This is a genomic window from Stenotrophomonas maltophilia, from assembly GCF_001676385.1.
Taxonomy (GTDB): Bacteria; Pseudomonadota; Gammaproteobacteria; order Xanthomonadales; family Xanthomonadaceae; genus Stenotrophomonas; species Stenotrophomonas maltophilia_J.
Genome location: NZ_LYVJ01000009.1, coordinates 152,732 through 178,460 on the forward strand (window position 1 = coordinate 152,732; position 25,729 = coordinate 178,460).

At 67.3% G+C, this 25,729-nt stretch carries 19 protein-coding genes; 7 read left to right on the forward strand and 12 right to left on the reverse strand.

Translation table 11 applies throughout. The annotated features are described in order from the left end of the window. Positions 1–7 precede the first annotated feature (7 nt). The 4 genes from A9K58_RS13150 to A9K58_RS13165 all read right to left on the reverse strand — a co-directional run bounded on the left by A9K58_RS13150 (position 8) and on the right by A9K58_RS13165 (position 5,887). Positions 8–1,027: a ribonucleotide-diphosphate reductase subunit beta gene (locus A9K58_RS13150; RefSeq protein ID WP_065199743.1), complete on the reverse strand. Its 1,020-nt coding sequence runs from the start codon at positions 1,025–1,027 to the stop codon at positions 8–10. Between the two features lie 147 nt (positions 1,028–1,174). Next, positions 1,175–3,559 (reverse strand): ribonucleoside-diphosphate reductase subunit alpha, encoded by a 2,385-nt coding sequence (locus tag A9K58_RS13155; RefSeq protein WP_065199744.1) that lies wholly within the window; start codon positions 3,557–3,559, stop codon positions 1,175–1,177. 559 nt (positions 3,560–4,118) lie between these two features. Continuing rightward, complete coding sequence (gene zapE / locus A9K58_RS13160) at positions 4,119–5,219, reverse strand: cell division protein ZapE (RefSeq protein WP_065199745.1); 1,101 nt, start codon at positions 5,217–5,219, stop codon at positions 4,119–4,121. After that, on the reverse strand, positions 5,216–5,887 hold the full coding sequence (locus tag A9K58_RS13165) for an alpha/beta hydrolase (RefSeq protein ID WP_065199746.1): 672 nt from the start codon (positions 5,885–5,887) through the stop codon (positions 5,216–5,218). The genes zapE and A9K58_RS13165 overlap by 4 nt, the downstream gene beginning before the upstream one ends. 43 nt (positions 5,888–5,930) lie before the next feature. On the opposite strand from A9K58_RS13165, the gene A9K58_RS13170 reads away from it, so the two are divergent. Then, the gene (locus tag A9K58_RS13170) at positions 5,931–6,788 is read left to right on the forward strand and encodes an EamA family transporter (RefSeq protein WP_065199747.1); all 858 of its coding nucleotides are present in this window, start codon (positions 5,931–5,933) and stop codon (positions 6,786–6,788) included. Between the two features lie 122 nt (positions 6,789–6,910). On the opposite strand, the gene A9K58_RS13175 is transcribed toward A9K58_RS13170, so the two are convergent. The 3 genes from A9K58_RS13175 to A9K58_RS13185 form a co-directional block, all read right to left on the reverse strand. Next, positions 6,911–8,356 carry an ExeM/NucH family extracellular endonuclease gene (locus A9K58_RS13175; RefSeq protein ID WP_065199748.1) on the reverse strand — a complete coding sequence of 482 codons (1,446 nt, stop codon included), beginning with the start codon at positions 8,354–8,356 and terminating at the stop codon, positions 6,911–6,913. 209 nt (positions 8,357–8,565) lie between these two features. Beyond that, on the reverse strand, positions 8,566–9,084 hold the full coding sequence (locus A9K58_RS13180; protein WP_065199749.1) for a c-type cytochrome: 519 nt from the start codon (positions 9,082–9,084) through the stop codon (positions 8,566–8,568). Positions 9,085–9,279: 195 nt separating this feature from the next. After that, positions 9,280–9,897: a TetR/AcrR family transcriptional regulator gene (locus tag A9K58_RS13185; RefSeq protein ID WP_065199750.1), complete on the reverse strand. Its 618-nt coding sequence runs from the start codon at positions 9,895–9,897 to the stop codon at positions 9,280–9,282. A gap of 158 nt (positions 9,898–10,055) precedes the next feature. Here A9K58_RS13185 and A9K58_RS13190 point away from each other — a divergent pair, with 158 nt between their 5' ends. From A9K58_RS13190 to A9K58_RS13200, 3 genes are read left to right on the forward strand one after another with little or no spacing between them, the layout of a single operon-like run. Then, a complete protein-coding gene (locus A9K58_RS13190; protein ID WP_065199751.1) occupies positions 10,056–11,219 on the forward strand; it encodes an isovaleryl-CoA dehydrogenase in 1,164 nt (387 codons plus the stop codon). A gap of 10 nt (positions 11,220–11,229) precedes the next feature. Then, entirely contained in the window at positions 11,230–12,840 is a 1,611-nt protein-coding gene (locus tag A9K58_RS13195) for a carboxyl transferase domain-containing protein (RefSeq protein WP_065199752.1), read from the forward strand. A gap of 26 nt (positions 12,841–12,866) precedes the next feature. Beyond that, complete coding sequence (locus tag A9K58_RS13200) at positions 12,867–14,849, forward strand: acetyl/propionyl/methylcrotonyl-CoA carboxylase subunit alpha (protein WP_065199814.1); 1,983 nt, start codon at positions 12,867–12,869, stop codon at positions 14,847–14,849. Between the two features lie 19 nt (positions 14,850–14,868). Here A9K58_RS13200 and A9K58_RS13205 read toward each other — a convergent pair whose 3' ends face one another. Further along, positions 14,869–16,035, reverse strand: coding sequence for a putative peptide maturation dehydrogenase (locus A9K58_RS13205; protein WP_065199753.1), 1,167 nt, complete (start codon positions 16,033–16,035; stop codon positions 14,869–14,871). A 138-nt stretch (positions 16,036–16,173) separates the two neighbouring features. On the opposite strand from A9K58_RS13205, the gene A9K58_RS13210 reads away from it, so the two are divergent. Next, the gene (locus A9K58_RS13210) at positions 16,174–16,470 is read left to right on the forward strand and encodes an NHLP-related RiPP peptide (protein WP_065199754.1); all 297 of its coding nucleotides are present in this window, start codon (positions 16,174–16,176) and stop codon (positions 16,468–16,470) included. Between the two features lie 7 nt (positions 16,471–16,477). Here A9K58_RS13210 and A9K58_RS13215 read toward each other — a convergent pair whose 3' ends face one another. The 4 genes from A9K58_RS13215 to aceB all read right to left on the reverse strand — a co-directional run bounded on the left by A9K58_RS13215 (position 16,478) and on the right by aceB (position 23,333). Further along, positions 16,478–18,967: a putative peptide modification system cyclase gene (locus tag A9K58_RS13215; RefSeq protein WP_065199755.1), complete on the reverse strand. Its 2,490-nt coding sequence runs from the start codon at positions 18,965–18,967 to the stop codon at positions 16,478–16,480. Beyond that, positions 18,964–20,022, reverse strand: coding sequence for a GGDEF domain-containing protein (locus A9K58_RS13220; RefSeq protein WP_065199756.1), 1,059 nt, complete (start codon positions 20,020–20,022; stop codon positions 18,964–18,966). The genes A9K58_RS13215 and A9K58_RS13220 overlap by 4 nt, the downstream gene beginning before the upstream one ends. A gap of 331 nt (positions 20,023–20,353) precedes the next feature. Then, a complete protein-coding gene (aceA, locus tag A9K58_RS13225; RefSeq protein WP_065199757.1) occupies positions 20,354–21,646 on the reverse strand; it encodes an isocitrate lyase in 1,293 nt (430 codons plus the stop codon). A gap of 64 nt (positions 21,647–21,710) precedes the next feature. Further along, positions 21,711–23,333: a malate synthase A gene (aceB, locus tag A9K58_RS13230; protein ID WP_065199758.1), complete on the reverse strand. Its 1,623-nt coding sequence runs from the start codon at positions 23,331–23,333 to the stop codon at positions 21,711–21,713. Positions 23,334–23,442: 109 nt separating this feature from the next. Between aceB and A9K58_RS13235 the strand changes: the two genes are divergently transcribed. Together A9K58_RS13235 and A9K58_RS13240 are read left to right on the forward strand one after the other, a co-directional pair. After that, on the forward strand, positions 23,443–24,411 hold the full coding sequence (locus A9K58_RS13235; RefSeq protein ID WP_065199759.1) for a LysR family transcriptional regulator: 969 nt from the start codon (positions 23,443–23,445) through the stop codon (positions 24,409–24,411). A gap of 325 nt (positions 24,412–24,736) precedes the next feature. After that, complete coding sequence (locus tag A9K58_RS13240; protein WP_065199760.1) at positions 24,737–25,654, forward strand: LysR family transcriptional regulator; 918 nt, start codon at positions 24,737–24,739, stop codon at positions 25,652–25,654. Positions 25,655–25,729 lie beyond the last annotated feature (75 nt).

Below are 25,729 nucleotides of genomic sequence, written 5' to 3' on the forward strand. Positions count from 1 at the left end.
GGTTCGATCAGAAATTCATGTCGAAGGCCACTTCGCCCTGCACGCCGACCTGGTAGGCCGAGACGCGGCGTTCGAAGAAGTTGGTCAACTCCTGCACGTCCTGCAGTTCCATGAACGGCAGCGGATTGCGCACGTTGTACTTCTTTTCCATGCCCAGCTTGGCGAAGTGCTGGTCGGCGCAGTGCTGCAGGTACTGGCGCATGTCGCGGGTGGAGATGCCCGCCACGCCGCCGGACAGCACGTCCTCGGCAAACTGCAGCTCGCACTCGATCGCTTCTTCCAGCATCTGGTAGACCTGCTGCTTCAGTTCATCGTCGAACAGGTCGGGCTCTTCCTCGCGCACGGTACGCACGGCTTCGAAAGCGAACTCCATATGGCAGCTCTCGTCGCGGAACACCCAGTTGGTGCCCGAGGCCAGGCCCGGCAGCAGGCCGCGCGACCGGAAGTAGTACACGTAGGCGAACGCGGCAAAGAAGAACAGGCCTTCGATGCAGGCGGCAAAGCAGATCTGGTTCAGCAGGAACTGGCGGCGCTGCTCGCGGGTTTCGATGCGGCGCAGGTCCTGGATCGAGTCGATCCACTTGAAGCAGAAGTCGGCCTTCTTCTTGATCGAGTCGATGTTCTCCACCGCCGAGAACGCCTTGGCACGCTCTTCCGGATCCGGCAGGTAGTTATCGAGCAGGGTCAGGTAGAACTGCACGTGCAGTGCTTCCTCGTACAGCTGGCGCGACAGGTACATGCGCGCTTCGGGCGCATTGAGATGCTGGTAAAGGTTCAGCACCAGGTTGTTGGACACGATCGAATCACCGGTGGCGAAGAACGCGACCAGGCGATGGATCAGGTGGCGGTCGGCCGGCGACATCTTGCTGTGCAGATCAGTGATGTCGATCTGGAAATTGATCTCTTCCACCGTCCAGGTGTTCTTGATCGCATTCCGGTACATGTCATAGAACTGCGGGTAGCGCATCGGGCGCAGGGTCAGTTCGAAACCGGGATCGAGCAGCATCTGCTTGGGCTTGTCGGCCATGGGTGTTTCCTTGTCTTCTCGGGTCAAAACGCCGGGCGTGGCCCGGCGCTACCTTGGTGTTTCCGTGCTGCAGCCGAGCATGGCTCGGCTCTACAGGCGCGAGGTGCTCGAGTGCCGACCAACGGTCGGCACCCACCGCGCGGTGTGTTACTGGCAGGCCTCGCAGGCTTCCGGGTTTTCCAGCGAGCAGGCCACGGCTTCGGCCGGGGTGTAGCTGCTGACCGTGGTCTTGGCGATCTTGGTGGCCGGGCGCGAACGCAGGTAGTAGGTGGTCTTGATGCCCTGCTTCCACGCGTACATGTACATGGAGGACATCGCGCCGATGTTCGGGCTTTCCATGAACAGGTTGAGCGAGGCCGACTGGTCGATGAACGCGCCACGCTCGGCAGCCATGTCGATCAGCGAACGCATCGGCAGTTCCCACGCGGTGCGGTAGACCTCGCGCAGCGCTTCCGGAATCTGGGTGACGCCCTGGATGGAGCCCTCGGCCAGCTTGATGGCATCGCGCATTTCCGGGGTCCACAGGCCCAGCTTCTTCAGCTCGTTGACCAGGTAACGGTTGACCTGCAGGAAGTCACCGGACAGGGTCTCGCGCTTGAACAGGTTGGACACCTGCGGCTCGACGCACTCGTAGCAGCCGGCGATCGAGGCGATGGTCGCGGTCGGGGCGATCGCGATCATCAGCGAGTTGCGCAGGCCGTGCTCCTTGATGCGGGCCCGCAGGGCATCCCAGCGCGCGGTATCTTCCGGCACCACGTTCCAGGCATCGAACTGCAGCTCGCCGCTGGCAGCACGGGTGTCGTTGAACGACGGGTGCTTGCCGCGCTCCTGGGCCAGCTCGCAGGAGGTTTCCAGCGCGTGGAAATAGATCGTCTCGGCGATCTTCTTCGACAGCGCGCGGGCTTCGGCGCTGTCGAACGGCAGGCGCTTGCGGAAGAACACGTCCTGCAGGCCCATGCAGCCCAGGCCGACCGGACGCCAGCGCAGGTTGGCGCGGCGCGCGGTTTCGATCGGGTAGAAGTTCAGGTCGATGACGCGGTCGAGCTGGCGCACGGCCAGGCGCACGGTCTCGGCCAGCTTCTCGTAGTCGAACTCGTTGTGCTCGTCGAAGTGGTTGCCGAGGTTGATCGAACCCAGGTTGCACACCGCGGTTTCATCGTTGGAAGTGACTTCCAGGATCTCGGTGCACAGGTTGGACAGGTGGATCACGTTGCCCGGGCGCAGGGTCTGGTTGCTGGCGCGGTTGCACTTGTCCTTGAAGGTCATCCAGCCGTTGCCGGTCTCGGCCAGCGTGCGCATCATGCGGGCATACAGCTTGCGCGCGGAGATGGTGCGGCTGGCCTTGCCCTGGGCTTCGGCCTGCAGGTAGGCGGCCTCGAAGGCTTCACCGTACAGGTCGGTGAATTCCGGCACCACGCGCGGATCGAACAGCGACCATTCCTGGTCGGCCTCGACACGCTTCATGAACAGGTCCGGCACCCAGTTGGCCAGGTTCAGGTTGTGGGTACGGCGCGCTTCGTCACCGGTGTTGTCGCGCAGCTCGAGGAAGTCCTCGATGTCGGCGTGCCAGGTTTCCAGGTACACGCAGGCCGCGCCCTTGCGCTTGCCGCCCTGGTTCACCGCCGCCACCGACGAATCCATGGTCTTCAGCCACGGCACGATGCCGTTGGAGTGCCCGTTGGTCGACTTGATCAGCGAACCACGCGAACGCACGCGGGTGTAGCTGACGCCGATGCCGCCGGAGAACTTCGACAGCTGGGCGATGTCACCATATTTGGCGTAGATCGATTCCAGCGAATCCTGCGGCGAATCCAGCAGGAAGCATGAGGACAGCTGCTCGTGGGTGGTGCCGGAATTGAACAGGGTCGGGCTGGACGGCAGGTAGTCCAGGTTGCCCATGCGCTTGTACAGCGCCAGGGTCTCGGGCACGTCCTCGCTCAGCGCGCTGGCAATGCGCAGGAAGAACTGCTGCGGGGTCTCGATCACCTTGCGGGTGTGCGGGTGGCGCAGCAGGTACCGGTCGTACAGGGTACGCAGGCCGAAGTAATCGAAGTTCAGGTCCAGTGCGCCGTCGATGGCATCGTTGAGCTTGCGCGCGTTGGTCTGCACGAAGTTCAGCAGGCGGTCGTTGATCAGGCCGACTTCATGGCCACGGCTCACCGACTGCGAGAATGCGTAGATTTCCTGGCCCGAGACTTCCTTGGCGATGTAGTTGGCCAGCAGGCGCGCAGCGAGGCGGCCGTACTCGGGCTCTTCACCGATCAGCAGCGCGGCGGTGCGGATGGACAGTTCGTCCAGCTCGCGGGTGGTGGCGCCGTTGTACAGGCCAGAGATGGTGCGGGTGGCCACGCGCATCGGATCGACGGCGTGCAGGCCTTCGGAGGAACGCTGCACCGCACGCACGATCTTGTTCAGATCCACCAGCTCGGTCGTGCCGTTGCGCTTGGTCACGCTCATCGCGTTGGCCGTCGGCGGCGACGTCAACAGGAACTCGCTTTCCTTCTCGATGGTAGCGCTGGATTCGGTGGTCACGGCGTATGTCCTCTTGGCGTGATTGGGGTGCTCGATGCATCGGGGTGACGCAACCCGGGACATGACGGCCCAGGATGGCAGGAAGGCGTCGCAGGGACTGAGACCCTGCGCCTGCCACTGCCGTTGACGATCACGAAGGGCTGTCCCCGTGGACCCCCAGGCTTGGGGTCGTTGCGACCGACAGCCACAAGATAGTGGGGGTAACAGGGCCCGTCAACGCCAAATATAGTGAAATTCGGCAATCCCTTGCGCCGCAAGGATCGTGCCATCAGCGCCCGGATCAGACGCTTCGGACCTGCCGGAACGGGCTGCGCAGTCAAGCCCGGAAAGCGTCATCGCGGCGGTACAACGCACCGCGGAAATGGAACAATGACAGCTTCACATGACAGTGATGAAGCTGGCCAGGGACAACCCTGTGGATAGGTGGTGGGCAGCCGGTGGGGATCCGGTGGACGGGCGACCCCGGCCGGCTCATGTAGAGCCGAGCCTGCGCTCGGCTGCCTTCCGGCGAACCCTGCGGAAGCAGCCGAGCATGGGCTCGGCTCTACAGGAATCACCTTCACGCCCGGTGCGGGGTGCCCAGGTATTCGGCGCTCTGCATTTCGATCAGGCGCGAGGCGGTGCGCTCGAATGCGCCCTGCAGGCGCTGGCCGGTGTACAGCTCGATCGGCGAGGTGCTGGCCGTGCAGACCAGGTTGACGTGGCGGTCGTACAGCTCGTCGATCAGGTTGACGAAGCGGCGGGCCGCATCCTCGTTCAGCCGGTCGAAAGCCGGGATGCCGCCCAGCAGCACCGTATTGAATTCGTGCGCGATCTCGATGTAGTCCGACGGCCCGCGTGGACCTTCGCACAGCGCGGCGAAATCAAACCAGGCGATGCTCTTGCCACGGCCCCGGACCGGGATCTTGCGGGCCTCGATCTCGATGTTGCCGGCCTTGGCCGGCTGGCCGCCACTCAGCTCACTCCAGCGCATGGCCAGCCAGTCGTCGCTGTCGGCGGCCAACGGCGCGCGGTACACCGGCGAGCGGGTCAGCGCGCGCATCCGGTAATCCTCGGTGCCCTCGGCGTACAGCTCGACGCAGAAGCGCTGCAGCAGGCCGATGGCCGGCAGGAAGCTCTCGCGCTGCAGGCCGTTGAGGTACAGATTCTCCACCGCGGTGTTGGAGGTGGTGACCAGGGTCACGCCTTCAGCAAACAGGCGCTCCAGCAACCGTGCCAGCAGCATCGCATCACCGATGTCGGTGACGAAGAACTCGTCCAGCACCAGTACGCGCAGGTTGCTGCGCCATTCCTGGGCGATCTTCGCCAGCGGGTCGCTCTGGCCCTGGTGCTCGCGCAGGCGTTCATGGACGCTGCGCATGAAGCGGTGGAAGTGCGTGCGGTACTTCTGCTTGATCGGCAGGCCGTCATAGAACAGGTCGACCAGGAAGGTCTTGCCGCGGCCGACGCCGCCCCAGAAGTACAGGCCCTTGACCGGCTCGGGCTTCTTCCAGAACGAGGACAGGCGGTCCAGCCAGCCGTCCTCGGCACTGTCCAGCAGGCCCAGGTGGATGCGGTCCAGTTCGGCCAGCGCCGCATGCTGGGCCGGATCGTTCTGCCAGTCGCCACGCGCGACCCCTTCCGCATACCGCTGCGACGGGGTCAACTCGGTTGCACTCATGCCGCTGCGCCCAGCCAGTGTTTGACGCCGTGGGTCAGCGCGCCGCGCAGGTCGATCAGCTTGCGATGGAAGAAGTGGCTGGTCTCCGGCATGCGCACCAGCTCATGCGGGAAATCCAGCGTGTCCAGCCACTGGTAGACGGCCTGCGGGTCGACGATCTCGTCCTGCTCGCCCTGGATCACCAGCCAGCGCGCCGGCGGAACGATGCCATCGAAATCCCAGCGGCCGGCCGGTGGCGCGATCGAGATCAACGCTTCGGGCTGGAGCTCGGCGGCCGCCTTCAGCGATACGAACGAACCGAAGCTGAAACCGGCCAGCCACAGGCGGTCGTCGGGGCGCTGGCTGCGCACCCAGGCGGCGACGGCCTTCAGGTCATCCTGCTCACCCACGCCGTGGTCGAACTCACCGGCCGAGGCGCCGACGCTGCGGAAGTTGAAGCGCACCGTGGTGATGCCCAGCTCGCGCAGGGTGGTGGCGGTCATGGTGACCACCTTGTTGTGCAGGGTGCCGCCTTCGGTGGACAGCGGATGGCAGACGATGGCCACGATCGGCTGCACCGGCACATCGGCCTTGGGCAGGTCGACGACCACTTCCAGCGGGCCGGCCGGGCCGTCCAGCATCAGGCATGCAGTTTCGCCAGCGGCGACAGGGAACGAGGGCTTGTGCATGGCACCATGATACCGTCCCCCGCCCCTGCCCTGTGCCCGCCCCATGCTCTACCTGTCTTTGGCCGTGATCTGCAGCGTGCTGGTTTCGGTGTTGTTGAAGGTGGCCGGACGCCGCCAGCTGGACGTCGCGCAGATGGTCACCTGGAACTATCTGGTGGCGGCAACGCTGACGGCCGCGGTGCTGCGGCCGCCGCTGGATGCACTGCGCGCACCGCACGCGCCGTGGCTGCCATTGCTGGCGCTGGCGGTGGTGCTGCCCTCGATCTTCCTGGTCCTGGGCCGCGCGGTGGCGGTGGCCGGCATCGTCCGCAGCGACGTGGCACAGCGGTTGTCGCTGCTGCTGTCGCTGGCGGCGGCCTTTCTGTTCTTCGGCCAGACCGCCACACCGTGGAAGCTGGCCGGGCTCGGCCTGGGCCTGCTGGCGATGGTGGCCATCAGCCTGCGCCCGCGCGGCCCGGCGGTGACGTCCTCGCCCGGTGGTTGGGGCTGGCTGCTGGGCGTATGGGCCGGCTTCGCGGTGGTGGACGTGCTGCTCAAGCAGGTGGCGCTGTCCGGCACGCCGTCGATGGCGGCGGTGCTGGCCAGCTTCAGCGTGGCCTTCGTGCTGATGCTGGCGCTGCAGCTGTGGCGGCACTTCAGCGGTCGCAGCCGGCTGGCCTGGCGCAACCTCGGCGCCGGTGCGCTGCTGGGCCTGCTCAACGGCGGCAACATCCTCTTTTATGTGCACGCGCACCAGGCGATGCCGGACAGCCCGGCCACTGTGTTCGCCGGGATGAACATCGGCGTGGTGGTGCTGGGTGCGCTGGTGGGCGTGTTCGCCTTCGGCGAAGCCACCACGAAATGGAACCGCGCCGGCCTGGCGCTGGCGGTGCTGGCGATCGGCTTGATCGCCTGGGGGTGAGCGATACCCGGGGTCGGATCCCATTCCCACGGAATGGGCTCTGACCCAAGGCATCGCGGGGTCTGAGGCGTAGGGGTCAGAGCCCATTCCGTGGGAATGGGATCCGACCCCGGCCTGGCGCGTTACTTGTCGAAACCCAGCAGCAGCGGGTCGTGGTCGGAGCTGCGCCACGGGCCCTGCACGTTGCGGCCCTGGTAGCCGCTGGCGTCCTGTTCGTCGGCGTTGCTGTGCCACTCTGCGGCACCGCGCAGGCGCTTGGCCATGCCCGGGCTCAGCAGCGCGTGATCGAGGCGCCCGGTGTAGCCGTTGTAGACGTAACTGTAGGGATGCCCGACCTTGGCGACCTTGAACGCATCCTGCCAGCCCAGGTCATGCAGGGTGCGGATCGGGTCTTCCATGGCGTAGGCATTGAAATCACCGAGCAGCACCGCGTCCTTTGCACCGGTACCGGTCGGGTCGGTCTGCAGCCAGGCGTGCAGCTGCTGCGCCGAGGCCACGCGGGTGACGTTCCAGCAGCCCTGGTTGTCATTGTGGTCGGCATCGGCGCCGCTCGCGTCGCGGCAGCCTTTCGACTTGAAGTGGTTGGCGACCACCACGAATGGCGCGCCCTGCTTGCCCTGGAAGGCCTGTGCCAACGGGACGCGGCTGTGTTCGACGAACGGGCCGCCGGTCAGCGTGGCCGGCGTGCCGACCGGCTGCAGGCGCGAGCTGCGGTAGATGATCCCGACCCGGATCGGGTTGTCGCCAGGACCCTTGCCTGCGTCGACGAAGCGCCAGTCCCCCTGCGCACCACGGTCGCGGTTGAGGGCATCGACCAGTTCGGCGATGGCCGACTGCGGGCCGTAGCCGTCGTTCTCCAGTTCCATCAGCGCCGCGACATCGGCGCCGAGCGCGTTGACCGTGGCGACCAGCTTGGCCACCTGCGCTTGGTGCTCGTCCAGCGTGCGCGCACCACGCAGGGTGGGGAAGCCACCGCCCTGGCCGTCGCCATTGAAGAAGTTCTCCAGGTTGAAGGCGGCCACATGCAGGCTGCCCGGCACCGTCGGCACCGCGGGACGCTTCAGCTCCGGCAGCTTCAGCACGCCTTCGACCTGCAGGCGTGGGCGGCCCTGTGCGTCCACGCGCACGATGCCCTCCACGTTGCGCAGCTGCATGCCGGTGCGCAGCACCGGGTTGCCCGGCAGGTAGGCGACGCTGCCCCGGTCGCGGGCATCACTGCCATCTTCCAGCACCAGGCGGCGGCGCTGGTTGTCGGCCATCACCTGTGCGTAGCCGGCAGTGCCCGGCGCGGCCACTTCGGTCGGCTGCCAGAGGCGGCCGCCGAAGGCCGCGGTGAGCTGGCCGAAATGCTCCAGGCCATCGCTACCGGCCAGGGTCAGCGGTGCGGCGATGCGCACGCGCTGGCCATCCAGCGCGCGCCAGTCGGCCGGCGCGGCGGTCAGCACCTCGGGGGCGCTGCTGCGCGCGGCGGGGGGCGTCGCGACCGGCGTGGCCTGCGGCTGGGCCTGGGCGAAGGCGCTGGCCGGTAGCAACAGGGTCAGGGCAAGGGCGAGGGAACGGCGGCGCATCGACGGGCGATTCCTGGGAGAGGGCGCACAGACTAACCCTGAAATGCGGAGATCCGCCTGCGCGGCGGGGGCACAGGGGCAATCAGGCCTCGGTGGGCAAAGCTTAGTAGGTGGTAGAGCCGAGCCCACGCTCGGCTGCGCCTGGCCACACCGTGCGCAGAGCAGCCGAGCGTGGGCTCGGCTCTACAGGAAGCGGCGCGTTGCGGCGGCTATTTCAGGTTGCCCAGCATCCAGTCCACGGTGGCGTGGATCTGCTCCTCGGTCAGTGCCGCGTTACCGCCCTTGGGTGGCATGATGCCGCCATCCGGGCCGGTGTAGCCCTCGATGGCGTGCTTGTAGAGGGTGTCCTTGCCCTGTGCGATGCGCTTGTCCCAGTGCGAATGGTCCAGCGTCGGTGCCATGCCCACTCCGGTGGTATGGCAGGCGGTGCACAGGTTGTCGAAGATGACCTTACCGTCCTTGGTGCCGCCGTAGGCCACCTGCGAGGCGGCCTTGGCCAGTGCGGCAGCCTTGGCTGCGGCCTGCGCGGCGGCGCCGGTGCTGCCGGCATAGACCGCACCGGTGGGCGAGATGCGCTGTTCGGTGCGCTTGGCCGCAGTGGGCGAGACCTCGGGCGGAATCCGGGTGTGGAGGTAGGCGGCAAGGAGGATGAGGCCGAGGGTGATGGTCGCCAGCAGCGCGATCACCATGGAGAAGCGTTTCAGGAACTCCAGATCGTAATTCCGCACTCTTCGTTACCCCTGGCTGATAGTCGTTGGACCACGGCTGAGCGACTGCGTGATGGGCCGAGTATAGAACGCGCTTTGCGTGCGACAACAGGCGTCGTTGCTGATGCGGCGCAACATGCCGGGGTGCCGGGGTCAGATCCCTTTTGCGACGCAGAAGGGATCTGACCCCGGCATGGAAGCCACCAGCGGCCGGCGCTACCGAATTGCCGGGGCACCGATCGCGCGCAGGCAGAAGCTGCAGATCGCATCGACCAGCGCGTCCTCGTCCCGATGCGCTTCGCGGCTGGGTGCAGTCGGGCCGACCATCGCTTCGGTGAACGCGCCGACCAGGCACGCGGCCGTGGCGTGCGCGTCCTGCGCGGGCAGCTCGCCAGCGGCCACGCCCTCTTCCACCAGCCGCAGGAACACATCGCCGAATGCACGGCGGCCGCGCATGCGCTCGGCTTCCACATCCGGATCGACCGGTTCGACGATGAAGGCGTGCGCCAGCCCCGGCCCGGCCAGGGCACGGCGGACGAAGGCGGTGATCGCCAGCCGCAGCCGCTCGCTGGCCGCCTCCGGGCCACTGGCGATGCGCTCCATGATCGCCACTTCGTGGGCCACGGCGGCGTTGAGCACCTCCACGAACAGCTCGGCCTTGGACGGGAAGTGGCGGTAGATCAGGCCGGTGGACACCCCGGCCTGGGTCGCCACGGCGGTCACCGGGGCATTGCGCCAACCGCCGGTGGCGACCAGCTCGCGGGTGGCCAGCAGGATCCGTTCACGGGCCCCGGCCAGGCGTTCTTCCATCAATGCAGAGCGTTTATAGGCCATATTCTGATTCTAGTTTCAATTTTTGAATTTGTATTCACTTCTTGCCCGAAGCCCGCTACGCTGGGGCCATCGCCCGTGCGCGCGGCAGTCCTGCAGACCGCCGCCCGCTCCCCCGCCGGGTGCGTCCATTCCCTGCCATCCCGCCGTGGAGCCACCCAATGCACGTGCCATCCCTGAACTTCGATCTTGGCGAAGACATCGACCTGCTGCGCCAGAGCGTGGCCCATTTTGCCGCTGCCGAGGTTGCACCGCTGGCCGCCGAGGCCGATGCCACCAACCAGTTCCCGCTGGCGCTGTGGCCGAAGCTGGGCGAACAGGGCCTGCTCGGCCTCACCGTGGAAGAAGCATACGGCGGCACCGGCATGGGCTATCTGGCGCATGTAGTGGCGATGGAAGAGATCTCGCGTGCCTCCGGGGGCATCGGCCTGTCCTATGGCGCGCACTCCAACCTGTGCGTGAACCAGTTGCGCAAGAACGGCAACGAGGAGCAGAAGCAGCGCTTCCTGCCCGGGCTGTGCGATGGCAGCCTGGTCGGCGCGCTGGCCATGAGCGAGCCGGGCGCCGGTTCGGACGTGGTGTCCATGAAGCTGCGCGCCGACAAGCGCGGCGACCGCTACGTGCTCAACGGCAACAAGATGTGGATCACCAATGGCCCGGACGCCGACGTGCTGGTGGTCTACGCCAAGACCGACATGGACGCGGGCGCCAGGGGCATCACCGCATTCCTGGTCGAGAAGGGCATGAAGGGCTTTTCCACCGCGCAGAAGCTGGACAAGCTCGGCATGCGTTCTTCGCCCACCTGCGAGCTGGTGTTCCAGGACTGCGAAATTCCCGAAGAGAATGTGCTGGGCCAGGTCGGCGGCGGCGTGCGCGTGCTGATGTCCGGCCTGGACTACGAGCGCGTGGTGCTGTCCGGTGGCCCGCTGGGCCTGATGGCCGCGGCCATGGACGTGGTGATGCCTTACGTGCACGAGCGCCACCAGTTCGGCGAGCCGATCGGCAGCTTCCAGTTGATCCAGGCCAAGATCGCCGACATGTACGTGGGCCTGGGTGCCTGCCGCGCGTATGTCTATGCGGTGGCGCGCGCCTGCGACCAGGGGCGCACCACCCGCCAGGATGCCGCCGGTGCGATCCTGTATGCCGCCGAGAAGGCCACCTGGCTGACCGGGCAGGCGATCCAAATCCTGGGTGGCAACGGCTACATCAATGAGTACCCGACCGGCCGTCTGTGGCGCGACGCCAAGCTGTATGAAATCGGCGCCGGCACCTCGGAGATCCGCCGCATGCTGATCGGCCGCGAACTGTTCCAGCGCACCCTGTAAGGCCACCCCGATGACCGTCCTGAACAGCCAGCTGCAACCCGGCAGCGACACATTTGAAGCCAACCGCGCGGCGATGCAGGCCGTGGTCGATGACCTGCACGCCACCCTGGCCCGCACTGCCCTGGGCGGCAGCGAATCCGCCCGCGCCAAGCACACCGCCCGCGGCAAGCTGCTGGTGCGCGACCGCATCGACGCCCTGCTCGATCCCGGCAGCGCCTTCCTGGAGATCGCGCCACTGGCCGCGCATGGCATGTATGACGATGCCGTGCCTGCCGCCGGCGTGGTGGCCGGCATCGGCCGGGTCAGCGGCGTGGAGTGCGTGATCGTGGCCAACGACGCCACGGTCAAGGGCGGCACCTACTACCCGATGACCGTGAAGAAGCATCTGCGCGCGCAGGAGATCGCCGAACAGAACCACCTGCCATGCATCTACCTGGTCGATTCCGGTGGCGCGTTCCTGCCGCTGCAGGACGAAGTCTTTCCCGACCGCGACCATTTCGGCCGCATCTTCTACAACCAGGCCAACCTGTCGGCGCAGGGCATTCCGCAGATCGCCTGCGTGATGGGCAGCTGCACCGCCGGTGGCGCCTACGTCCCGGCGATGAGCGATGAGACGGTGATCGTGCGCGAACAGGGCACGATCTTCCTCGGCGGCCCGCCGCTGGTGAAGGCGGCCACCGGAGAAGTGGTGACGGCCGAGGAACTGGGCGGTGCCGATGTGCACACGCGCATCTCCGGCGTGGCTGACCACATGGCCGACAACGACCTGCAGGCACTGGCACGGGTGCGCGCGATCATCGCGCAGTTGAACTGGCGCAAGCCGGAACCGGCGATGGCGGTGCAGCCGCCCGAAGAACCCCTGCTGCCGGCGCACGACCTGTACGGGGTGATCCCCGCCGACACGCGCAAGCCGTACGACGTGCGCGAAGTCATCGCGCGCCTGGTCGATGGCTCACGCTTCGACGAGTTCAAGCCGCGCTACGGTGCGACGCTGGTCACCGGCTTCGCCCACCTGAACGGCTACCCGATCGGCATCATCGCCAACAACGGCATCCTGTTCTCCGAGTCGGCGCTGAAGGGCGCGCACTTCATCGAGCTGTGCACCCAGCGCAACATCCCGCTGGTGTTCCTGCAGAACATCACCGGCTTCATGGTCGGCCGCAGGTACGAACAGGGTGGCATTGCCAAGGACGGTGCCAAGCTGGTGATGGCCGTGGCCTGCGCCAGGGTGCCCAAGTTCACCGTGGTCATCGGCGGTTCGTTCGGTGCCGGCAACTACGGCATGTGCGGCCGCGCGTACTCGCCCAATTTCCTGTGGATGTGGCCGAATGCACGCATCGGCGTGATGGGCGGCGAGCAGGCCGCCAGCGTTCTGGCCACGGTCAAGCGTGATGGCATCGAGGCCAAGGGCGGCCAGTGGCCGGCGGAGGAGGAAGACGCGTTCAAGGCACCGATCCGCGACCAGTTCGAGCAGCAGGGCCACCCGTACTACGCCAGCGCGCGCCTGTGGGACGACGGCGTGATCGATCCGGCCGACACCCGCCGGGTGCTGGCGCTGGCGCTGTCGGCCAGCCTCAACGCCGCCCCGCAGCAGACGCGCTTCGGCGTGTTCCGCATGTAACCCGTGCCATGACCGAGCCTGTTGCCATGTTCACCAAAGTCCTGATCGCCAACCGCGGCGAAATCGCCTGCCGCGTCATCGCCACCTGCCGCCGCCTCGGCATCGCCACCGTGGCGGTGTATTCCGATGCCGACCGCAATGCACGCCACGTACGCCTGGCCGACGAGGCCATCCACATCGGCCCGGCCGCCGCGCGTGAGAGCTACCTGCGCGGCGACGCGCTGCTCGACGCCGCACGCCTGACCGGCGCGCAGGCGATCCACCCGGGTTACGGCTTCCTGTCCGAAAATGCCGACTTCGCCGATGCCTGCGCCGCCGCCGGCGTCACCTTCATCGGGCCGCCGGCCAGCGCGATCCGCGCGATGGGTGACAAGAGCGCCGCCAAGGCATTGATGGCCAAGGCCGGTGTGCCGCTGACGCCGGGCTACCACGGCGACCAGCAGGAACCGGCGTTCCTGCGCGCGCAGGCCGATGCCATCGGCTACCCGGTACTGATCAAGGCCAGCGCCGGTGGCGGTGGCAAGGGCATGCGCAAGGTCGAACGCAGCGAGGACTTCATCGATGCACTGGCCAGCTGCCAGCGCGAGGCTGCCTCGGCATTCGGCAACGACCATGTGCTGGTCGAGAAGTACGTCGAGCGCCCGCGCCATATCGAGATCCAGGTGTTCGGCGACAGCCACGGTGATGCGGTCTACCTGTTCGAGCGCGATTGCTCGGTGCAGCGCCGCCACCAGAAGGTGCTGGAAGAGGCGCCCGCCCCGGGCATGAGCCCCGAACGTCGTGCTGCGATGGGCAAGGCCGCGGTCGATGCCGCGCGCGCGGTGGGCTACGTCGGTGCCGGGACGGTGGAATTCATCGCCGGCCCGGACGGCGATTTCTACTTCATGGAAATGAACACCCGCCTGCAGGTCGAGCACCCGGTCACCGAGTACATCACCGGCACCGACCTGGTGGAGTGGCAGCTGCGCGTGGCCTCGGGCCAGCCGCTGCCGCTGCGCCAGGAGCAGCTGGCGATCCACGGCCACGCCATCGAGGCGCGGCTGTATGCCGAAGACGCCGACCGCGGCTTCCTGCCGTCCACCGGCATCCTGCGCCGCCTGCGCCTGCCGGCACCGTCGACTCATGTGCGCGTGGATACCGGCGTCGAGGAAGGTGACAGCATCACGCCGTACTACGATCCCATGATTGCCAAGCTGATCGTCTGGGACGTGGACCGCGACGCCGCGCTGCGCCGCATGAGCCAGGCCCTGGCCGACTGCCAGGTGGTGGGCGTGACCACCAATGCCGGTTTCCTGCGCCGCCTGGTGAACACCGATTCGTTTACCCACGCCAAGCTGGATACCGCGCTGATCGAGCGCGAGCAGGCCGCATTGAGCCGGGTGGGTGACAGCGATGATGCGCTGTGGCTGCTGGCGGCGGTGGCCGCCATGGCCACTACTGCAGGTGCAGCCAGCGATGCGCGCGACCCGCATTCGCCGTGGCAGGCGCAGGACGGCTGGCGCCTTGGCGCGCCCGCGCCGCGCGTGCTGCCGCTGCAGCAGGGCGAACGCCGGCACACGCTGAAGGTGTGGGCGCAGGCCGATGGCTGGCGTGTGCAGTGCGATGACGCAGCACCCGTGCAGGTGATCGGCACAGCCGATGAGCGGGGGCTGGCGGTGCAGCTGGGCGACCGCCGCGGGTCGCTGCAGCTGCTGCGCGACGGTGACCAGCTGTACCTGTTCGGCACCGACGGCCAGCACCGTTTCACCCTGCATGATCCGGTGGGCGAATCGGACCACGCCGTGGCCGATGCCGGCAGCCTGCTGGCACCGATGCCCGGGAAGATCGTGGCCACGCTGGTCGCCGCCGGTGCCGAAGTCAAGCGCGGCACGCCGCTGGTGGTGCTGGAGGCGATGAAGATGGAGCACACCCTGCAGGCACCGGCCGACGGCATGGTGAAGGGCTACCGCGCCAAGGTCGGTGACCAGGTCGGCGACGGCGCGGTGCTGGTGGATTTCGAGGCGGCGTGAACGCCGTGGCGACGGCCGCTCAGCGGTCGTCGCCCGTTGCCACCCGCCCGGCGGGATCGAATTCGGCCGTGTCCAGCGTGGCACTGCGCCAGCCCAGGCCACAGATGGCCATCGCGCTCTGGCCGATGCCATCGAAGCCGAAGGCACGATCGACATCGGCATCGTTGATGGCCGCTGTCACGAACGCCGCCAGCCCGCGCTCGGTCGCGCACAGATACAGCAGCTGCGAGATGTGGCCGACATCCAGTGTCACCGCGCGGTGCGCCTTGGCATGATTGCGGTATTTCCAGAAGCAGCGGTCGTAGCGCGGCGCCAGTACCAGCAGTACCGGCGCATCGGCGAACCACGCCTGCCCGGACAGCATCCGCCGTGCCAGCGCAGGCAACGCCTGCGGCGGCGGCGAGGGCAACGGCAGCACCGCGTGCTGCACCGGGTGGTAGTGGTACAGGCCAGGCACCAGTCCTTCCACGTTCTGCACCAGCAGGAACCCTTCGGTGGGATGCAGGCCGCCACCGGAGGGCACGTTCTTCTTCAGGAACTCGGTATCGCGCTCGACCCTTTGCACGGCGTGCGCCATCAGCGTGCGCTGCAGCAGCTGCGCCAGCAGCGGCAGCGGCAGCGCACGCTGCGGGTCGAAATTGCGGCAGGTAGTGCGGCGTGCGAGCAATGCGTCGAACGAAGTCTCTTCGCTGCGCGGCAATGGCTGGTAATCGCCCTGCATGGGTTGCACCACCGGCGGCGGCGGCCCGAGGCGCTGGCGCAGGCCGGCAGCGGTATCCAACCCTTGCCGGCGCATGTCCTCCACGCTGTCCACGGCCTGCCAGCGCGCGTGGCGATGGGCCAATGCGGCCAGCGGCCACCAGTGGCTGCGACGCAGGGTCTCATCGCGCATCTGGTGCCCCACCTCGCTCGGCGGGTCGGTCAGCAGCAGGCCCTGCTCGACCAGGCGTGCCAGCAGGGCCGGAGAAGCGTCGGCCGGCGGTTCGCTCCACTGATGTGCGCTGAGCCCGCCCAGCAGTCGGCGCTCCTCGGCATCCACCGGAATGGGCTGGTCAAGATGGGCGGCCAGGGCCACCCAGCGGATCTGGCTGTCCACTTCGGCCTGGCCGGCCAGCATCGCGCGCAGGTCCAGCGTGACCGACTCGCGGGGTTCGAACATCAGGCTGGCGCAGCGGCGCAGGCGCATGGGACTCACTCCTTCTGCCGCATGACCGGCATTGCAGCAACGACCGCATCGCGGTCAACTTTAGCGTCGTGCACGCCACAGTCCTCAATGGCAGGCTGTCGCGGCCGATACGAGAAACTCCACCCACGGACGATCCCAATGAGCTCCCATCCCCGCCTTTCCGCCGAAGATGCCAGCATCCTGCTGGACCACCTGATCGGCAACGACGACTTCCGCAACCGCTTCACCGCGTCACCGGCTACGGCCCTGGCCTCGATCGGCCTGGATGCCGCCATCGGCGACAACGACTGCATGAAAATCGATAACCTTGCCCCGGTCGAGGAGCTGAGCCGCACGCGTGACGCGCTGCACGCGTACCTGAGTACCTCGACCGCATCGATGACCGTGGTGTTCTGCTTCGAAGCCGACCGGATCGACGAGCGCGTCAACGCCTGAGTCCGGCTCAGCGTGACGAGGGCGCCGACGCCGCCTCCGTGGCGATGTCGTAGACATTCAGGGGCTGCCACACCTGCATGGATGCCACTTCGGCAATGGCCTGGCCGTGGTGCCGGGCCAGCCACGCCTGCTCGCGGCGCACGCCGGCAGCATCCTGCTGGCCACGCAATGCCTGCAGCAGCACGACATGGGCCTGCACCGGTTCGCTGCCGTCAAAGGACGGTTCCAGCAGCTCGCGCGCCGCCTGGGGCCGCTGTTGCGCCAGTTCGCCCATCGCCAGTACCACGCGGCGCCACTTGCCCACCACCGGGCTGCGCTGCCGCTCGAGCAGGTCACCTTCAGCCTGCAACCATGCCGCGGCCAGTGCATGCTGGCCCTGGCGCTGGGCCAGATAGGCCAGCGCCAGCAGCTGCAGGGCGCGGCTGCCCTCGGCAGGGTCATCATTGGCCCGCAACAAGGGCCGCAGCAGCGCGGCAATGGACTCAAGCTCCTTCACGTCGCCGGCCGTGCACAGGGTGGTTACGGTGGCGTGCTGCAGGCGCTGGTGGATCTGGTAGTCAATCAGGGCCGGGGCCGGGCCATCCGCGGCAGCCGCTGCTTGCATCGCACTGCAATCGCGCTGCGCGGCCGCCACCAGCAGGTGGGCACGCAGGCGCATGCGCTGCTGCAGGTCGTCGCCACGGGGCAACTGCATCACGGCCTGTTGCGCCTGCGCATCCAAGCCTTGGGCGACCAGCACGTCCACGTCCAGGTCGTCGGCCTCGTCACTGCCGCGCAGCACCTGCGCCTGCTGCAGGGTCCGCATGGCCTGCTGCGGTTGACCAAGGCCCAGCTGTGCCCGTGCCACGTGCACCATCGGATACAGGCGCAACGGATCCTCTGGCACCGCGGCAGCGCGCGCATAGGGTTCCGCCTCGGTGAACCGATTGTCCTGCAGCAGCCCCCACGAGGTGTTGGACAGTCCCGCGAACGAGTCCGGATAGATCTTGGCCAGTGCGCGCCACTGCTCCAGCGGCCAGCCGCCGGGTTCCAGCTCTGCCTGCCAGCCCTTCAGGTACAGGCGCTCGCGGACGGGCAGCCGCTGCTGCTGGGCCAGCGCGTGCTGCATCGCCTCCCGCGCCTGCTGGACCTGCGCGGTGCGGAACAGCAGTTTGGCCACGCCCATGTAGGCCAGGGCGAACCCGGGATCGATATCGATCGCCGCCTGGTAGAGGTTGCGGGCTTCTTCGAAACGGCGCTGGCCCAGTGCACTCTCGGCCAGTGCGAACGCACGCAGCGCGCGCAGGTCCTGGGTCGATGCCCGCGGAAGCGGCAATGACTGTCCCAGGCTCGCCACCGACTCGCCCAATCCGCGGCGGAGGCGCCCCACCACGTCGTCCACCGCGAATACCATCTGATCAGATCGGTCCGCCGTGGCGGTGAATGTCCTGATCACCTGGCCGCTGCCGGGCGCCGCGACATCGATGGCCAGCTCGTAGCCGCCAATCGTCTGCCGCACGGTCGGCAACAGCACGGCCCGTGCGCCTTCACGCGCCCCGATGTCGACGGCGGTAGCGCGCGTCAGCCGGGTGTCGCCCGAGAGCCGCGCCATTTCCAGGCTTTCGCGGATCTTGCCTTCCGACAACACGTTGACGTAGCGCGACTGCTCCAGCGCGATCCGGATCGCGTGCTGCATAGAGTCATCGAAGATCGGGTCGCCGGTGAGGTTGTCGACATCGCCGAGCACGACCCAGTCGCGCTCGGCGAAGGCGATCGCCGGTTCCGGACGCAGCAGCAGCCAACCACCCAGCACCACCACGGCCAGCACCAGCCCTTCAGCCGCCAGCACCAGGGGTTGCCGCCACAGCGGAAGATCGCGGCGCGCCTTGGCGTTGGGGCGCGGCATGCGCAGCGGCGCCGAACCGATCTCGCCCACTTCGATCACTTCCTGCACCACCGGCATGCCTTTGAAGCGCCAGCGTCCGTGCGACTTCCACACCAGCCGCGCGCTGCGCTCGCCCAGCGCGTCGGTGGCACGCCGGGCCAGGGATTCGGCCACGGGTGACAACAGGATCTGGCCCGGGCGCGCCAGCATCATCAGCCGTGCCGCCATCGGTTTGGCCAGCCCCTCCACCTCCATCGACTTGGCGCCGGCGCGGACCGCTTCCGGGCTGTTGTCCCAGGTCAGCACATCACCTACATGCAGGCCGGCACGCGCGCGCATTTCGATCGAACGCTGGCGGCCCAGTACCTGCAGTTCGCGCTGGTAATCCAGGGCGAAACCGAGGGCATCGATGGCGCGCTCGAACAGCATGAACAAGCCATCGGAGCGATCGATCAGCTGGCCGTGCCAGCGTTGCTGCAGCACCAGCACCAGGCGGTCGTGCTCCTGGAACAGGCTCGCAGCCGCCACGTCGCCGATCCGCTCGACCAGTTGCAGCGAATCACACAGATCAGTGAACAGCAGCGCGCGCAGGCGGGGGCTGTGCGGGGTTGGCGCTGCGTTGTCGCCGTTCATTGCCTGCCCTCCGCCGGCTGCCGATCGCCCGGATCCACCCAGCGCAGGCAGTTGCCACCGTCGCGCTTGGCCTGGTACAGCGCCCGGTCGGCGCTGGCATACCACTCGCTCCAGCCCGCATCAGGCGCCAGCAGGGTGGCACCGATGCTGACCAGGCTGACATGCGGCGTGCCATGGCTGCGCTCCAGCAGGCCGTGCACGGCGCTGAGGATGAACTCGGCTGCATGCTGCACGATTTCCCGGTTGCCCCGGCGCAGGATCAGGCAGAACTCGTCGCCGCCGAGGCGGCAGGCCAGGTCCTGCTCACCGGCCATCGAGCGCAGGATGTTGCCCATGCTCTGCAGCACGCGGTCACCGGCCTGGTGGCCGTGGCGGTCGTTGATCTGCTTGAAGCGATCACAGTCGATCAGCAGCAGTGCCTGCGGCAACCCCGCGCCGTCGGCCCGGCAGTCCTGCAGGTACAGGGCGAGGCCACGGCGGTTGTGCAATCCGGTCAGTTCGTCGGTACGTACCAGTTCGCGGGTGTGGCTCAACTGGTGGGCGGTGACGTACAGGTTGTCCAGCGCGGTTTCCAGGTCATGGTTGCGCCGGCGCAGCTGGCTGATCAGGGCCTGCTCGTTGGCCAGCACGCGCATGATCGTGCGGCGCAGGAAATAGGCCACCAGCCCGGGATCGGACTCAACCAGCTGATGGAAATCGGCCGGGCCAAGCTCCAGCACATCGCAGTCGGTCAGCGCGCGCGCGCTGGCACTGCGCAGGTGATCGCCAACCAGCAGGCCAAGCTCGCCGAAGAACTCGTATCGCCCGAGCGTCTTGATCACCAGGTCCTCGCCGAAGTCCAGTTCGATCTGCCCTTCGAGGATCACATACATGCGTTCGCCGCGGTGCCCGCGCTGGAACAACCACTGCCCGGCCTGGAGCTTGCAGGGGCGGGCGAATCTGGCGAACAATGCGACCTCGGCCCCGGACAGCAGCGCACGCACGATCTCGGCCATCGCCACCTGGGCGATACCTGTCCTCGTGTTACCGTTCTCGGCCGCACCCCTGCCGGTCATTCCCTGCACCCGCCGCCAGCGTCCCCTGGTGAGCCGCGGAGCATAGCACCGCTTTAAAATGTGCGCCGCATCTCATTTTGCCCCTCCAGCACCCTTTTCCGGCCAGACACGCCGGCATGGCCCTTTCCGGTTACGGATGTCCGGAAAAAACGCTGCCGGATCAACCTGATGCCGGCCTTCACAGGATTCCGGCCAAGTTGCCGTGGCGGCTGCGCCGATTGACGCCGCCCGCCGCAGCCCCTCGATATAGCAACGCCGGCCGGTCCCCCGACCGGCCGGCGTTGCCTGGCCCTTCCCTGGCCACCCTGATTGATCGATCCGATGTCCCCGGTCAGGCGGCGCGCTCGCTGCGGAACTGCTCCTCTTCGGTGGAGCCGGTCAATGCGGTGGTGGACGACTGGCCCTGCTGGATGGCCTGGGTGACCGCATCGAAGTAGCCGGTGCCAACCTCGCGCTGGTGCTTGACCGCGGTGAAGCCACGCTCGGCCGCTTCGAACTCGGCCTCCTGCAGTTCCACGAACGCGCTCATCTGGCGGCGCGCGTAGCCGTGGGCCAGGTTGAACATGCCGTAGTTCAGTGCATGGAAGCCAGCCAGGGTGATGAACTGGAACTTGTAGCCGTAGCTGGCCAGCTCACGCTGGAACTTGGCGATGGTGGCGTCGTCCAGGTTCTTCTTCCAGTTGAAGCTGGGCGAGCAGTTGTAGGCCAGCAGCTTGCCCGGGAACTTCGCGTGGATCGCCTCGGCAAACTTGCGTGCGAATTCCAGGTCCGGCTTGCCGGTCTCGCACCACACCAGGTCCGCATAGGGCGCATAGGCCAGGCCCCGGCTGATCGCCTGCTCCAGGCCATTGCGGGTCCTGTAGAAGCCTTCGACGGTGCGCTCGCCGGTGGTGAACGGCTTGTCGTTGCCGTCGATGTCGCTGGTCAGCAGATCGGCGGCTTCGGCATCGGTGCGCGCCACCAGCAGGGTCGGCACACCCAGCACGTCGGCAGCCAGCCGCGCGGCGTTGAGCTTCTCGATCGCCTCGCGGGTCGGCACCAGCACCTTGCCGCCCATGTGCCCGCACTTCTTCACCGAGGCCAACTGGTCTTCGAAATGCACGCCGGCGGCACCAGCCTCGATCATCGCCTTCATCAGTTCGAACGCGTTGAGCACGCCGCCGAAGCCGGCTTCGGCATCGGCCACGATCGGCTGCAGGAAGTCGATGTCATCCTTGCCTTCGGCGTGGTGCAGCTGGTCGGCGCGCAGCAGCGTGTTGTTGATGCGCTTGACCACCGCCGGCACCGAATCGGCGGGATACAACGACTGGTCGGGATACATCTGGCCGGCCAGGTTGGCGTCGGCCGCCACCTGCCAACCGGACAGGTAGATCGCCTTCAGGCCGGCCTTGACCTGCTGCATGGCCTGGTTGCCGGTCAGTGCGCCCAGCGCATTGACGAACTCGCGCTCGTGCAGCGACTTCCACAGCTTCTCTGCGCCCAGGCGGGCCAGCGAATGCTCGATGTGGACGGTGCCGCGCAGGCGCACCACGTCGGCGGCGCTGTAGTTGCGCTGGATGCCTTCCCAGCGCGGGTGGGTATCCCAGTCGTGCTGGATCTGTTCGGCAGTGGGCAGCGTGCTCATGTCTTTGCTCCAGTTCGGTTCGTGCGTGCAGCAGTGAGGGAATCGGTGGAAACGCGGGCAGCGGTCAGTCGATGCGCGCGTAGGCCGGCAGGGTCAGGAAATCGGTCAGTTCGCTGTTGCGGCTCAGTTCGCCGAGCAGGGCGATGGCCTCGCCGATGCGCGCGCCGCCGGGCAGCGCGGCGGTATCGCCCAGCCGTGCGGGCAGCTGCGCCAGCGTGGCGTCGAGCAGGGCCAGATCGATGGCGGTGCCGTCGTCCAGCTGCTGGCCTGGCGTGTGCAGCCACTGCCACAGCTGGCTGCGGCTGATCTCGGCGGTGGCGGCGTCCTCCATCAGGTGATGGATCGGCACGCAGCCGTTGCCGTCCAGCCACGCGGCCAGATACCGCACGCAGACTTCCACGTTGCCGTCGAAGCCAGCGCGGGTGATGGTGCCCGCCGGCCGCGCGATCAGTTCGTCGCGGCCGACGCGCACGTCCTGGCGCAGCACGCTGTGCTGGTTCGGGCCGGGCATGTGCTCGTCGAAGATCGCCATCGCCACCGGAATCAGCGCCGGATGCGCGACCCAGGTGCCGTCATGGCCGGCGGTGACCTCGCGCAGCTTGTCGGCGCGCACGCGGGCCATCGCCTGTTCATTGGCGGCAGCATCGTTGTTGATCGGAATCTGCGCGGCCATGCCGCCCATCGCATGCGCACCGCGGCGATGGCAGGTCTGGATCAGCAGCTCCGAATACGCCTTCAGGAACGGCTGGGTCATGGTCACCTGGCCACGTTCGGGCAGCACCCGGTCGGCATGGCGGCGGAAGGTCTTCAGGTACGAGAAGATGTAATCCCAGCGCCCGCAGTTCAGGCCGACGATGCGATCACGCAGCGCGTGCAGGATCTCGTCCATCTCGAACACTGCCGGCAGCGTTTCGATCAGCACGGTCACCTTGATCTGGCCGTGCGGCAGGCCGAGCATGCCCTCGATGTGCGACAGCGCGGTTTCCCACAATGCGGCCTCTTCCATGCTCTGCAGCTTGGGCAGGTAGAAGTACGGGCCACGGTCCTTCGCCTGCAGGGTGCGGGCGTTGTGGAAGGCGAACACCGCTGCGTCGAACAGGCCACCGGCGAGGAACTGGCCGTCGATGCGCACGTGCTTCTCGTCCAGGTGCCAGCCACGCGGGCGCACGATCAGCACCGCCTGTTCGTCGTACGGGCGCAGCGTGTAGTGCTTGCCATTGGGGGCGGTGTATTCGAGATCGCCGCGCACCGCCGCAGCCAGCGACTGCTGCCCGGCCAGCAGGTTGCGCCAGGTCGGCGAGGTCGAATCCTCGAAGTCGGCCATGAACACCTTGGCGCCGGAGTTCAGCGCGTTGATGACCATCTTCGGGTCGGTCGGGCCGGTGATCTCGACGCGGCGGTCCTGCAGCGCGGCCGGCAGCGGCGCAACACGCCAGTCGCCGCCGCGGATCGCCGCAGTGTCCGTGCGGAAGTCCGGCAGGCCCCCCTGGTCGAAGAATGCCTGGCGCTCGCGGCGGGCCTGCAACCGCGCCTGCCGGCCCGGTTCCACCGCACGGTGCAGCGACACCAGCAGGGCCAGCAGCGGCGCCGGCAGCACGCTGTCCTGGCCCGCCACCCGGGTCGCCAGGGCGATGCCGGGGGTGGCCTTGGCGGCAGGGAAGGGAACAGCGGAAGCGACGGCGGACATGAGACGACTCCAGCAATGGGGAACGCCTCCACCGTGGGGCCAGGGTCCAGTATTTGGCAAAACAGTTTTTGCAATGCTTTACATAAATTGTGCTAATACTTATGACGCCATGACCACGCGCTCCTCTCCAAGTCCGCGTTTTTCCTACAAATCCGACCGGCTGAAGCCGCTGCGTGCGTTCTGCCAGACGGTGCGCCTGGGCTCGGTCTCACGGGCAGCTGAGGCGCTTTTCGTCAGCCAGCCGGCCATCAGCCTGCAGCTGCAGGCGCTGGAGCGCGAGCTGGGGGTCCCGCTGTTCGAGCGCAGCGGGCGCCGCCTGGTCCCCAGTCGCGAGGGCCAACTGCTGTACGAAATGGCGCAGCCGCTGGTGGAGAACCTGGATGGGCTGGAGGCGCGATTCCGGGACAAGGTGCGGGGGCTCGACGCGGGCGAGCTGAACATCGCTGCCAACAGTTCGACCATCCTGTACCTGCTGCCGAAGATCGTCGAACGCTTCCGCATGCACCACCCGGACGTGCGCCTGACCCTGCACAACGCGATCAGCGCCGACGGCACCGACCTGCTGCGCGAGGATGCCGCCGACCTGGCGATCGGTTCGATGACCGACGTGCCAGCCGACCTGACCTATGCTCCGGCCTACCGCTTCGAACAGGTGCTGATCGCGCCGCACGACCATCCGCTGGCCAGTGGCGCAGAGCTGGAGCTGGCCGACATCGCGCGCTATCCATTGGTGCTGCCGCCGAAACGGCAGATCACCTATCGCCTGGTCGACCAGGTGTTCCAGCGCCATCGCATCGCCTACACCGTGGCGCTGGAAGTCGGCGGTTGGGAGGTGATCAAGCAGTACGTGGCGATGGGCATGGGAATTTCGATCGTCCCGGCGCTGTGCCTGAACGATGCCGACCGCGAACGGTTGGCGGCGCGGTCGATGAAGCGCTGGTTCCCCGAGCGCAGCTACGGCGTGATCGTGCGCCGGGGCAAGGCACTGTCGGCGCAGGCGCGGGCGTTCATCGAGCTGATCCAGCCGGAGTTGTTCAGTCCACGCGATTACGACCAGAGCGGGCATTCTGAGCGGTGAGGGTGTTCGGCAGGGCTGCGCCCTGCACCCGCAGAGGCCGAAGCAACAGCAACGGCGACCGCGGGCTTTCCGTGGGATGGCGGGGTGGGTCCGGTTACGGGGGACGCCGTAAATCCGTCCATGGAGGCTCGGTCGCGCCATTCATGGCGCTCACGCCCCGCAACCGGACCCACCCCGCCTTCGACAGTTTTCTGCGAACTGTGGGAAATGCTCCCCATGGTGGGTGCCGACCGTTGGTCGGCACGGGGTCGGATCCCGTTGCTGCGCAACGGGATCCGACCCCGCCTCTGATTCATTTCCGGCTGACGATGAATAAACTGGACCCATGTCCATCGAACTCCGCCACCTGCGTTACTTCCTCGCCGTTGCCGATACGCTGCACTTCGGCCAGGCGGCGGAGCGGCTGGGCATGTCGCAACCACCGCTCAGCCAGCAGATCCGCCAGCTGGAGGATCTGATCGGTGCGCGCCTGTTCGTGCGCAGCCATCGTCGCGTGCAGCTGACACCTGCCGGTGAGCTGCTGCAGGAGCGTGCACGGGCCATCGTGCAGCAGGTCGAAACGGCGGTGGATGAGGTGCAGCGCGCGCAGCGCGGCGAGCAGGGAGAGCTGCGCATCGGGCTGACCCGGGCCACGCCGCTGTCGCCACAGATTCCGCGTTCGATCCTGCGCTACCGCCAACGGTATCCGCAGGTGCGCTTGCAGCTGAGCGAGATGAACACCCTGCAGCAGATCGATGCGCTGCTCGATGGCCACCTGGACGTGGGCATCATCCGCAAGCGCGCACTGCCACCGGAACTGGTGGCGCACAGCCTGTTCGTCGATCCGCTGGCGTTGATCGTGCATGCCGACCATCCTGCCCTGCGCAGACTGCCGAAGCAGGGCACGCTGTCGCTGCGCGACTTCGCTCAGGAGCCGTTCGTGGCGTTCCGGCGCAGCGCGGGTGCGGGCATCCACGACCACATGATCGCGTTGTGTGCGGCTGCGGGCTTCACGCCGCGCATCGTGCAGGAAGCCGGTGAAGCCTCAACCCTGATCAGTCTGGCCGCCGCCGGCCTGGGCGCGGCCATCCTGCCATCGTCATGTGATCACATCCGGGTGGAGGGCGCGCGCTTTGTGGCACTGGCCGATGCCGGTGCACATTCGGAAGTGCAGTTGGCGTGGCATCGCGAGGGAGTGACGCCGCTGATCCGCAACTTCGCCGGGCTGTTGCGCGGGGCGTTCGCCGGTAGAGTCGACTGTTAGTCGACTATCGCGCGCAGCGCGGGTTTTCTGGGTCCTGATGGAAGAGCAGTCGACTAACAGTCGACTCTACCGAGG